Origin of the sequence: Streptomyces apocyni (assembly GCF_009739465.1) — a bacterium.
GTDB lineage: Bacteria > Actinomycetota > Actinomycetes > Streptomycetales > Streptomycetaceae > Streptomyces > Streptomyces apocyni.
Map to the genome: position 1 here is coordinate 69,885 of NZ_WHOM01000033.1, position 11,405 is coordinate 81,289.

9 protein-coding genes and 1 riboswitch are annotated in these 11,405 nt (G+C 71.4%); of the genes, 3 read left to right on the plus strand and 6 right to left on the minus strand.

Features of this window, described 5'->3' with window-relative positions:
- Positions 1-9: 9 nt before the first annotated feature.
- The 4 genes from GCN81_RS00855 to ribD are packed head-to-tail and all read right to left on the minus strand — an operon-like array spanning position 10 to position 3,656.
- Complete coding sequence (locus GCN81_RS00855) at positions 10-1,284, minus strand: bifunctional 3,4-dihydroxy-2-butanone-4-phosphate synthase/GTP cyclohydrolase II (protein WP_156721445.1); 1,275 nt, start codon at positions 1,282-1,284, stop codon at positions 10-12.
- Complete coding sequence (locus GCN81_RS00860) at positions 1,281-1,931, minus strand: nicotinamide mononucleotide transporter family protein (RefSeq protein ID WP_156721446.1); 651 nt, start codon at positions 1,929-1,931, stop codon at positions 1,281-1,283. The genes GCN81_RS00855 and GCN81_RS00860 overlap by 4 nt, the downstream gene beginning before the upstream one ends.
- Entirely contained in the window at positions 1,928-2,536 is a 609-nt protein-coding gene (locus GCN81_RS00865; protein WP_156721447.1) for a riboflavin synthase, read from the minus strand. Before GCN81_RS00865 ends, GCN81_RS00860 begins: the two co-directional genes overlap by 4 nt.
- 1 nt (position 2,537) lies before the next feature.
- The gene (gene ribD, locus GCN81_RS00870; RefSeq protein ID WP_156721735.1) at positions 2,538-3,656 is read right to left on the minus strand and encodes a bifunctional diaminohydroxyphosphoribosylaminopyrimidine deaminase/5-amino-6-(5-phosphoribosylamino)uracil reductase RibD; all 1,119 of its coding nucleotides are present in this window, start codon (positions 3,654-3,656) and stop codon (positions 2,538-2,540) included.
- A gap of 190 nt (positions 3,657-3,846) precedes the next feature.
- A riboswitch (FMN riboswitch) is annotated at positions 3,847-3,977 on the minus strand.
- A 321-nt stretch (positions 3,978-4,298) separates the two neighbouring features.
- Between ribD and GCN81_RS00875 the strand changes: the two genes are divergently transcribed.
- On the plus strand, positions 4,299-6,626 hold the full coding sequence (locus GCN81_RS00875) for a chitinase C-terminal domain-containing protein (protein ID WP_156721448.1): 2,328 nt from the start codon (positions 4,299-4,301) through the stop codon (positions 6,624-6,626).
- 110 nt (positions 6,627-6,736) lie between these two features.
- On the opposite strand, the gene GCN81_RS00880 is transcribed toward GCN81_RS00875, so the two are convergent.
- Complete coding sequence (locus GCN81_RS00880) at positions 6,737-7,954, minus strand: ROK family transcriptional regulator (protein WP_156721449.1); 1,218 nt, start codon at positions 7,952-7,954, stop codon at positions 6,737-6,739.
- Between the two features lie 100 nt (positions 7,955-8,054).
- On the opposite strand from GCN81_RS00880, the gene GCN81_RS00885 reads away from it, so the two are divergent.
- Positions 8,055-9,263, plus strand: coding sequence for an MFS transporter (locus GCN81_RS00885; RefSeq protein WP_156721450.1), 1,209 nt, complete (start codon positions 8,055-8,057; stop codon positions 9,261-9,263).
- Between the two features lie 46 nt (positions 9,264-9,309).
- Here GCN81_RS00885 and GCN81_RS00890 read toward each other — a convergent pair whose 3' ends face one another.
- Positions 9,310-10,593 carry a glycoside hydrolase family 6 protein gene (locus tag GCN81_RS00890; RefSeq protein ID WP_407697923.1) on the minus strand — a complete coding sequence of 428 codons (1,284 nt, stop codon included), beginning with the start codon at positions 10,591-10,593 and terminating at the stop codon, positions 9,310-9,312.
- Positions 10,594-10,700: 107 nt separating this feature from the next.
- On the opposite strand from GCN81_RS00890, the gene GCN81_RS00895 reads away from it, so the two are divergent.
- Entirely contained in the window at positions 10,701-11,369 is a 669-nt protein-coding gene (locus GCN81_RS00895) for a DUF5995 family protein (protein WP_156721451.1), read from the plus strand.
- Positions 11,370-11,405 lie beyond the last annotated feature (36 nt).

The following is an 11,405-nucleotide window of genomic DNA, read 5'->3' on the forward strand; positions in this document are numbered from 1 at the left end:
CCGGACGCGTCAGTTCGCGTCGAGCCAGGGCAGGTCGTGTCCCATCCGGTCCCGCTTGGTCCGCAGATAGCGCAGATTGTGCTCCCCGGTCTGGACGTGCACCGGCTCTCGCCCGGTCACCCGCAGGCCATGGTTCACCAGGGCCTCGGTCTTCTCGGGGTTGTTGGTCATCAGCCGCAGGCTGCGTACCCCCAGGTCGGTGAGAATCTGGGCGCCGGCGGCGTAGTCCCGGGCGTCGGCGGGCAGGCCGAGCTCCAGGTTGGCGTCCAGGGTGTCGCGGCCGCGCTCCTGGAGTTCGTAGGCGCGGAGCTTGGAGAGCAGCCCGATGCCGCGCCCCTCGTGGCCGCGCAGATAGACGACCACGCCCCGGCCCTCGTCGGTGATGCGGTCCATCGAGGCCTGTAGCTGCGGGCCGCAGTCGCAGCGCAGTGAGTGGAAGACATCGCCGGTCAGACACTCGGAGTGCACCCGGACCAGGACGTCCTCGCCGTCGGCGATGTCGCCCTGGACGAGAGCCACATGCTCCACACCGTCGACCACGGAGCGGTAGCCGTAGGCGGTGAACCGGCCGTGCGCGGTGGGCAGCTCGACCTCGGCCTCGCGCCGTACGGTCGGCTCGGCGGTGCGCCGGTAGGCGATCAGGTCCTCGATGGAGATGATCGTCAGACCGTGCTTACGGGCGAACGGGATCAGCTCGGGCAGCCGCAGCATCCGGCCGTCCTCACCGGCGATCTCCACGATCGCTCCGGCGGGGCGCAGGCCCGCGAGTCTGGCCAGGTCCACGGCGGCCTCGGTGTGGCCGTTACGAACCAGGACGCCGCCCGGCCGCGCGCGCAGCGGGAAGATGTGGCCGGGGCGTACGAAGTCGCCGGGCTGGGCCGCGCCGTGCGCGAGGAGCTGGAGCGTGGTGGCGCGGTCGCTGGCGGAGATGCCGGTGGTCACGCCGTGCGCGGCGGAGGCGTCGACCGAGACGGTGAAGGCCGTCTTCATGGACTCGGTGTTGTCCTGGACCATCTGCGGGAGCGCGAGCCGGTCCAGCTCGTCGCCCTCCATGGGGGCGCAGATCAGACCACGGCACTCGCTCATCATGAAGGCGATGATCTCGGGGGTGGCCTTCTCGGCCGCGATCACGAGGTCGCCCTCGTTCTCGCGGTCCTCGTCGTCGACGACGACGACCGGTCGGCCCGCCGCGATATCGGCGATGGCCAGCTCGATGGGATCGAGGGCGAGGTCCGAGGTGTCCTCACCGTGAGCGGTGCTGTACCAGACGGGGGCGGTACTCATGCCGGTGCTCCTTCCAGGACGGGCGTGGTCGCACGGGAGCGCAGCCACCAGTCGCGCATGCCCCACAGGACGAGGGCGAGGTAGATCACGTATACGAGGCCGGAGAAGGCCAGGCCGCTGCTGAAGGCGAGCGGGACGCCGACGAGGTCGACCAGGAGCCAGGCGAACCAGAACTCCACCAGGCCGCGGGCCTGGGCGACCATCGCGACCAGGGTGCCGACGAAAATGTAGGCGTCGGCCCACGGGCTCCAGGAGAGCGAGGGGAAGGCGGTGAACAGGCCGCCCACCGCCAGGGTGCCGACGACGGCCCCGGCCAGCAGCAGGACCCGCTCGTGCCAGCTGGCGAAGCGGATGGCGATGGAGCCGTCCTGGGCCTGCTGCCGTCCCCGCTGCCACTGGCGCCAGCCCCAGACGGCCACGCCGATGACCAGGAGCTGCTTGCCGACGCCGCCGGACAGCTGGGCGGACGCGTACGCGGCGACCAGGATCAGGCCGGACAGCAGCTGCGCGGGCCAGGTGGCTATGGAGCGCCGCCAGCCGAGCGCGAGGGCGATCAGGCCGACGGTGTTGCCGACCATGTCGGACCAGATGACGTGCTGGCCGAAGGCGGTGAAGGCCTCGGCGTTGAGGAAGTCGAAGGTGCTCACTTGGCGCGCTCCCCGGCGCCGGTGCCGAGCAGCCGCTCCACGTACTTGGCGATGATGTCGACCTCAAGGTTGACCACGTCACCCGGCTGCTTGATGCCGAGCGTGGTCAGCGCGAGGGTGGTGGGGATCAGGCTGATCGTGAAGAAGTCCGGGCCCGCGTCGACGACGGTGAGACTGATTCCGTCGACCGTGATGGAGCCCTTCTCGACGACATAGCGGGAGAGCCCGTCGGGCAGCGAGACCGTGACGAGTTCCCAGTTGTCGGAGGGCTTACGGTCCACGACGGTGCCCGTTCCGTCCACATGCCCCTGCACGATGTGGCCGCCGAGGCGGGCGCCGACGGCGGTCGGGCGCTCCAGGTTGACCCGGGAGCCGGGCCGCAGCTCGCCGAGGCTGGAGCGGTTCAGCGTCTCGGCCATCACATCGGCGGTGAACTCCTCGCCCTCGCGGTCGACGACGGTCAGGCAGACGCCGTTGACGGCGATCGAGTCGCCGTGCTTGGCGTCCTCGGTGACGACGGGGCCGCGCAGTCGGAAGCGGGAGGAGTCACCGAGGTTCTCGACGGCGGTGACCTCACCCAGCTCTTCGACGATTCCGGTGAACACTTCAGTGCTCCTTCGAGGCGGGAGTGGCGAGGGTGGCGGGAGGAACGGAGACGGCAGAGGCGGCGGGCAGCGGGACGGCGGTGACGCGGAGATCCGGGCCGATGCGCACGGTCTCGGTCACGTCGAGCCGCAACGCGTCGGTGATCGTGGTGATTCCGGCGTCCACGAGGGCCGCGGGGCCCGCGCCGAGCAGGACCGGGGCGAGGTAGCCGACGACCCGGTCGACGGCGCCCGCGGCGACGAAGGCCCCGGCGAGCGTGGGGCCGCCCTCCAGGAGGACGGAGCGGACGCCGTCCTCGTACAGGGCGGTGAGAAGTGCGGGGATGTCCAGGCCGGTGGTGGCGGCGCGCGGGACGCGCAGGACGTCCGGCAGGTGGGTGGTGGCGTCCGGCGGGAGGTCGGCGGCGACCGCGATGACGGTGCGGGCGGCGTCGTCCAGGACGCGGGCGCCTGACCGTACGGCGGTGGCGTGGGTGTCGATGACGACGCGCAGCGGCTGGGTGGCCCCGGCGACGCCACGTACGGCGAGGTGCGGGTCGTCGGCGCGTGCGGTGCCCGAGCCGACGATCACCGCGTCCACCTCGGCGCGCAGCCGGTGGACGTCGGCGCGCGCGTCGGCGGAGGTGATCCAGCGGCTGGTGCGGTCGGCGGCGGCGATACGGCCGTCCAGGGTGGCGGCGTACTTCCAGGTGACGTACGGGCGGCCGGTGCGTACGGAGGTCAGCCAGGCGACGTTGCCCGCGGCGGCTTCGTCTCCGAGCAGGCCGGAGGCCACCTCGACACCGGCCTCGCGCAGCCGCTGGGCGCCGCCGGTCGCGGTGGGGTTGGGGTCGCCCACCGCATAGACGACCCGGGCGATCCCGGCGTCGATGAGGGCCTGGGCGCAGGGTCCGGTGCGGCCGGTGTGGGCGCAGGGTTCGAGGGTGACCAGGGCGGTGCCGCCACGGGCCCGTTCGCCCGCCGCGCGCAGGGCGTGGACCTCGGCGTGCGGGCCGCCGGCGCGCTGGTGGTAGCCCTCGCCGACCTGCTCGCCGGAGGCGTCGAGGATGACGCAGCCGACGACGGGGTTGGGGCTGGTGGAACCGAGTCCGAGCGCGGCGAGCTCTACGGCACGGCGCATGGCGGCGTGCTCTGGGTCGGGCGCTGCTGCGGTGGCCACCGGGTCCTCCTGCCTCTTCGGGCACGGACTCCGGGGCTGTCGATGACGTGAGGTCACGACGGAAATCGACGAACTGCGGCACCGGGTACAACGCCGAAAGGGCCCGCCGGTGAGGGCGGACCAACGGCGGCGTACAGCTGACGCTCGCTCGCCGCGCACTGCCTCCCATCCGGACTTTCACCGTCGGTCCAGGAGTTTCACCTGGTCAACCGGCCACTGGATGCGGCCGGGTCGCGGACTATAACCGCCGGTTCGGAATTACACCGACCCCGGAGTGCGCTGCTGTTGGTACAGGGTCAGTCTGCCACGGCTACGCGCCGCGCATGCGGGCGATCACCTGTGGGCTGACTCACAGCGCCCTGACATGGACATATCGCACCGCGCCTCGCGCGAGACCGGCCCCAGGCCCGCTCCAGGCCCGTCCGGCGGACGGACCTAGGTGTTCGTACAACGTTCACCCGGATTGGTCCATACCTATTGACGCTCTGGTCTAGTCCTCTTAACGTCTGCGTCACTCCGAGGAGTTGGCCCAGTTGGTGTGCGCACACCGGGGCCCTGCCCTGATTCGTTGTGTGACACCGAGCCTCCCCAGGAGGAACCGACGTGCTGTCCCCCACACGCGCGAGAGCCACGCTGCTCGCCGCGGGTACGGCGGTCGCCGGGCTGCTGCTCAGCGGCCTCACCGCGACCACCTCCCATGCCGCCGACGACGCTTCGTGCCGCCCCGACGGGCTCTATACGACCCCAGGCGTCGATGTCCCGTACTGCTCCGTCTATGACGCGGACGGCCGCGAGAAGATGGGCGACGACCACCAGCGCCGCGTCATCGGCTACTTCACCGGCTGGCGCACCGGCCAGGACGGAACGCCCGCCTACCTCGCGGGGGACATCCCCTGGGAGAAGATCACCCATATCAACTACGCCTTCGCCCATGTGGACGGCGGCAACAAGCTCTCCGTTGGTTCGGACGGCGCGAAGAACGCCGCGACCGGTATGACCTGGCCGGGTGTCGAGGGTGCGGAGATGGACCCCTCGTACCCCTACAAGGGCCACTTCAATCTGCTGAACAAATTCAAGAAGCAGCACCCGAACGTCAAGACGCTGATCTCCGTGGGTGGTTGGGCCGAGACCGGTGGTCACTTCGATGACAACGGCGACCGGGTGGACGACGGCGGCTTCTACAAGATGGCCACCAACGCGGATGGTTCGGTGAACCACGCGGGTATCGAGACGTTCGCCGACTCCGCGGTCGACTTCATCAAGAAGTACGGCTTCAACGGCGTCGACATCGACTACGAGTACGCGACGACCATGAAAGACGCGGGCAATCCGCTGGACTGGTCCTTCGCGAACTCCCGTCGCGCGGGCCTGGTCAAGGGCTATGACGCCCTGATGAAGACCTTGCGCGAGAAGCTGGACCGGGCCGGTGCCGCCGACGGCAAGCACTATCTGCTCACCGTCGCCGCGCCGTCCTCCGGCTATCTGCTGCGCGGCATGGAGACCTACCAGATGCAGAGGTATCTGGACTACGTCAACATCATGTCGTACGACCTGCACGGCGCCTGGAACGAGCACGTCGGCCCGAACGCCTCGCTCTACGACGACGGCAAGGACTCGGAGCTCGCGGCCGCGGGGGTGTACACCACGTCCCAGTACGGCGGCATCGGCTATCTCAACGCCGACTGGGCCGCGCACTACTTCCGCGGCTCGATGCCCGCGGGCCGCATCAACATCGGCCTGCCGTACTACACACGCGGCTTCAAGAACGTGCAGGGCGGTACGGACGGGCTGTGGGGCAAGGCGTCATCGACCGACTGCCCGGCCGGTTCCGGCCTCACCACGTGCGGTGACGGCGCGTCCGGCATCGACAACCTGTGGCACGACAAGGATGACAACGGCAAGGAGTCCCCGGCCGGTTCGAACCCGATGTGGCACGCCAAGAACCTGGAGAAGGGCGTCGTCGGGGACTACGTGACCGACTACGGCTTCCCCGCGGACACGACCCTGACCGGCGACTACGCGCGCAAGTACGACTCCACGCTGGTCGCGCCATGGCTCTGGAACGCCGAGAAGAAGGTGTTCCTGTCCACCGAGGACGAGGAGTCGGTCACCACCAAGGCCGACTATGTCGTCGACCAGGGCCTGGGCGGCACCATGGTCTGGGAGTTGGCGGGCGACTACGACTGGAACGCGGCCAAGGGCCAGTACGAGATGGGTGACACGCTCACCACGGCCATGTACGAGAAGTTCAAGTCGGCCACACCGTACGGCGCGCAGCGCTCCACCATCGACCTGCCCACCGAGGCGGTCGACATCGAGGTGGGCTTCGACGCGTTCCCACTCGGCGACTCGAACTACCCGATCAGCCCGAAGCTGACGATCACCAACAAGACGCAGACGACGCTGCCGGGCGGCACCGAGTTCCAGTTCGACTACGCCACGTCCGCGCCGAACAACGCCAAGGACCAGTCCGGTTTCGGTACGGAGATCATCCGCAGCGACCACACCGGGGACAACGTCGGCGGCCTGAAGGGCGAGTACCACCGCACCTCGCTGAAGCTCCCGGCCTGGCAGTCGCTGGCACCCGGCGACTCGGTGCAGCTCGACTTCGTCTACTACCTGCCGGTGTCCACACCGTCGAACTGGACGGTGACCGTGGGCGGCACGACGTACGCGCTGGCCGGTGACCTGGCGCGCGGTACAACGCTGGTCGAGCCGGGCGATGGCTCCTCGGGCGGCGGTGACGGCGGCGGCGATGGTGGCGGTGGCGGTGAATGCACCGACCCGGCCTGGAAGGCCGGAGACACCTACACCGGCGACTCCGTCGTCTCGCACGACGGCCGCTCCTGGAAGGCCAAGTGGTGGACGCAGGGCGACGAGCCCGGCACCACCGGCGAGTGGGGCGTCTGGCAGGACCTCGGCGCCTGCTGATCCGGAGTACCAAACGACCCGGCGGCGGTGTCGACGGCCCTTGCCCGCCGCCGGGTTCTTCCCCCTAAGCGCTGAGCCCGCCCCCCAGTTCCCCGGGCGGGCTCAGCGCTTCACGGACTCACCGCGAAGAGCTCGTCCTGCGCCGCGTCCCGCGCGACGAACAGCGCGCCACGCAGCACCGCGGCGCCCCCCAGCGTGCCCGCCCGGACCTCGGTGGCCAGCGGCGTCATCGCGGCGAGCCGCGTCTCGACACGGGCGGCCAACTCCGCGCCCCCCGCGCGGCCCACCTCACCCCCTAGCACCACGCATCCGGGGTCGAGCACCGCGACCACGGAGGCCACGCCGATCGCGAGGCGATCAGCGAGCGCATCGAGAAACGCAGCGGCGCCCGCCTCCGGCAGCTCTGCCCCCGACAGCTCCGCCACCGCCGCGACCGCCGCCCGTACGACGGTCGCGGCCCGCCGCTCGTACGGCGCGCCCCGCTCCGTATCCGCCAGCAGCCCGTGCTCCGCGGCGAGCGCGCTGACCGCGGCCGCGCCAGCGAGCGAGTGGAAGCCACCATCGCAGCCGGTCGACGACGGCAACGCGCCGGTGCCCGGCACCGGGAGGAAGCCGATCTCGCCGGTGCCGCCAGACGCTCCGCGGCGCAGCGCGCCGTCCAGAACGACCGCCGCGCCCACCCCCTCGCCCAGCCAGAGCAGGACGAAGGTCTCGCGGTCCGTCACCGCTCCACCGCGCTGCTCGGCCACGGCGGCGAGGTTGGTCTCGTTCTCGACGAGGACGGTCGCGGGCAGCCGCTGCTGCAACGCGGCGACCAGACGGCGGTGCCAGGCGGGGAGGCCGGTGGTGTTGCGGAGTTCGCCGGTGGCCGGGTCGACCAGACCCGGCGCGCCGATGCCGACGCTGTGCAACGGCCGCGCCCCGGCGGCCTGGGCGGTGCGCTCCAACAGCGCCACGGCCCGCTCGACGGCGGGCTCGGTACCGGCGTCCTCGTCGATCGGCTGGGTGGCCTCGGCCAGGACGGTGCCCAGCAGGTCGGCGACCACGACGGAGACCCCGTCGGTACGGACATCGAGGGCCGCGAGATGGGCGCGGTCAGCGACGATCCCGTACAGCCGCGCGTTGGGACCGCGGCGCTCGGCCCCCGACTCGCCCACGACGGTGATCAGCCCAGATCCCTGAAGGCGCTCCACGAGGTCGGCGACGGTGGGCCGGGACAGACCGGTGAGCCGCTTCAGCTGGGTGGCCGTCAACGGGCCTTGCCGCTGTAGCAGTCCAAGGGCGAGCCGGTCGTTGATGACCCGGGCGGTACGGGGTGATGCGGACATGCCGACGATCCTTCCAGACTCCTCCGTGACTCCCTTATGCCATTTCTATCAGGCAAGGTTCCTGATAGTTTACGCCCGAGACAACCCCGGGGAGGGACAGATGGGCGAAATCACCGTCGACGCACAGCGGTTGAGGCGGGCGCGCTACGCCGTGGGCGCGGTCTTCTGTGTGCACGGCGCGGTCACCGGGTCCTTCGCGACCCGTGTGCCGTGGATTCAGGAGCACACTGGCGTGAGTGCGGGCCAGCTCGGCCTGGCGCTCGCCTTTCCGGCGATCGGCGCCTCCCTGGCGATGCCGCTCGCGGGATCGATCAGCCACCGTTTCGGGGCCCGTACGGCACTGCGCGGCCTGCTCGCGCTGTGGACCCTCGCCCTGGTCCTGCCCTCCCTGGCTCCGAACCTGCTCACCCTCTGCGCGCTGCTCTTCGTGTACGGGGCGACGGCGGGCATGTCCGACGTGGCGATGAACGCCCTCGGCGTCGAGGTCGAGAACCGTATGGACCGCTCGATCATGTCGGGGCTGCACGGTATGTGGAGCGTGGGCGCGCTGATCGGCTCGGCGGCGGGGACGCTCGCCGCGCACCTGGGCGCCGATGCCCGGCTGCACCACCTGCTCGCGGCCGGGGCGCTCACCGTGTTCGGCCTGCTGGCCTGCCAGGGCGTGCTGGATCTCCGCAGCGCCCCGGACCAGGCGGCACCGCCGCGCTTCGCGCTGCCCCCCAGGTCGGCGCTGCTGATCGGCGCGGTGGGGTTCTGCGCGGTGTTCGCGGAGGGGGCGAGCCTGGACTGGTCAGCGGTGTACCTACGCGATGTGCTGAGCGCCTCGCCAGCGGTCGCGGCCGCCTCCACGACGGCGTTCGCGCTGACCATGGCCGTGGCCCGGCTCTGTGGGGACGCGGTGGTCGACCGGTTCGGCGCGGTACGGGTGGTGCGGGTCGGCGGGGTGTTCGCGACGCTCGGCGGCCTGCTCATCGTCACCGCGCCGAACGCGGCGCTCGCGATGACCGGCTTCGCCTTCATGGGCCTCGGCATCGCCGTCGTCGTGCCGCTGGCCTTCGCCGCGGCGGCCCGCAGTGGCGACAACCCGAGCCTGGCCATCGCGGGCGTCGCCACCATCACGTACACCTCGGGCCTGGTCGCCCCGTCGGCGATCGGCGCGGTGGCGGACGTGACGTCGCTGGTGGTCTCCTTCGGCCTGGTCACAGCTCTGGCCTTCGGCCTCGTCGCCTGCGCGAACGTACTCCGCACAACCCCCCAACCCACAGCCCAGCACCTGACCCCCACACCGCGATCGGACCAGCAGCGATAGCGGGGCCACCCCACCGAGCCCGGCTCACCGCGAAGCACGGCCGCCCTCAGTTCCCCGTGGCGAGCTCGTACGCGTAGTCCGGCGTGAAGCTGCCCGCCTTGCCCCGGCAGCCGTCCGCCTCGCCCGGCAGTTTGATCCACAGGTAGGCGTCGATGCGCGCCCGCCCGGTGCTCAGCGTCGGCGGCTGTCCCAGCTTGCGGCCCGCGGGGTCGCACCAGGCGCCTCCCGGCGGCGGGCCGTTGCCGTTGCGGCTGGTGTCGATGACGGCGCCCAGCGAGGCGGGCCCGCCCAGGGCCGACAGCACCTGGCGGGCGTAGGCCGCCTCATCGCCGGTGCGGTGGAAGTTGGACACGTTGGTGTAGACGCCATCCGACGACGCGCTCGACGCCGCGCCCGCCTGCCGCAGCAACCCCGCCATCGTGCCCGCCGGATGCCACCCGGAGTGCCCAGCGTCGTAGTACACCCGAGCCTTGGGGTTCGCCGCGTGCAGGGTGCGTCCCGCACGGGCCAGCGAGGCGAACCGCGCTTCCCGCTGCCCGGCGGAGAGGCAGTCCGAGAGCGCGATCGCGTCCGGCTCCAGTATCACGATGGCCTCACCGGAGCCGAGCCCCGCGGCGAACCGCTCCACCCACCGGTCGTACGCCGCCAGGTCAGGCGCCCCGCCCTGCGACGCGCCCCCGCAGTCACGGTCAGGGATCGCGTACGGCACCAGAATCGGCACCCGGCTGCCGGACGCCGAGGTCACCGCCCGCACCCGCGACGTGATCACCTCCGGGTTGTACTCGGCGAACCACACCGCCGCGGGCCTGGCCGCTATCCGCTCCTCGATCAGCGGACGCCGCGCGTCACCTCGGTTCGCCCTGACCCAGTCGAGCACCTGCGACTGCCCATGCCGGTACAGCCTCCCGTCGGCCCGCTCGGGGGCGCCCGGGGCCGAACTCCCGCCCCCACCAGTCGCCTTCCCGGTCTTCGTCGGGGACGGCTTCGGCGACGTCGGCTTCGACTTCGACGCGGACGGCGAAGCCGAGGCAGAAGGTGAGGGAGACAGCGACGGGGACGGCGACGCGGAGGGCGACGGAGACGAGCTCGGCGTAGGCACCGCGGGAAGCGGCTGCAGGCTCGGCGCCCGGCTCTCCTCAGCACGCGCCTCGTCCCGCTCGCCGCCGCCCCGCACGGACGCCTGCACCCCCATCGCCGCTCCCACCACGACCACCACCGACGCGACCACGGCCATCGTCTGCCGCCCGGCCGCCCACCGGCGCCTGGTGTGTCCCGCGCCCCCGGCGCGGACGGCGCGTTGGACCCGGCGCTGTGCGCGTGAGCCTGACACGGTGAATCCCCCCACCTTGACGTGCTGTACCCCGGCCGTTCCCCCGTTTCGGGGAAGCTCACGGCCGGGTGAACCCCGCGCCAGCCTACGACTGGGACGCTGCCCGCATGGCGCAGACGCTGCAACACCCCGGCCCGGCCGACGTCAACACCCTAGTCGCACGGATGCGCGCGCTGGAGTCGTCGTGGCCTCGGACTGACGGGGTCGCCGTGTTCCACCGCGCCTACCTCTCGGCAACGGAAGAGCCCAGTCGGCACGTTCCCGAGCCCCCCACCACGCTGGACGTCCACCGCACGGAGCGCTACCTGGCGGCCGTCGACACGGCATCGACCGCGAGGCGGCCACCCGCCTGCTGGCGCCCGCTGTTCCAGCATCGGCGACACCCCGGCGTACGTCCGATGCAGTTCGCGCTCTCCGGCATCAACGCGCACGTCGGCCACGATCTGGCGCTGGCCATCGTGGACGCCTGTCGTACGCTCGACTGTCAACCGACGGACCTGGAGGGCGAGTTCGACCGCGTGGGTGATCAGCTGACGGCCCTGGAGGAGCGCATCAGAGAGGATCTGATGCCGGGCCCCGACCTCCTGGAGGTCGCCGATCCGCTGACGCATCTGGTCAGTGCGTGGAACCTGGAGCGGGCCCGGGAGGCCGCCTGGTCAGCGGCCCGGGTGCTGTGGGGGCTACGGGATCTCCCGGAGCTGGCCGAGGAGTTCAGGGGACGGATGGACGACGGAATCGGCCTGGTCGGGCGCTGTCTCCTGACACCCTGGCGCTGAACGCCCGACCCACACGTACTACGCCTCAGTCCCAGT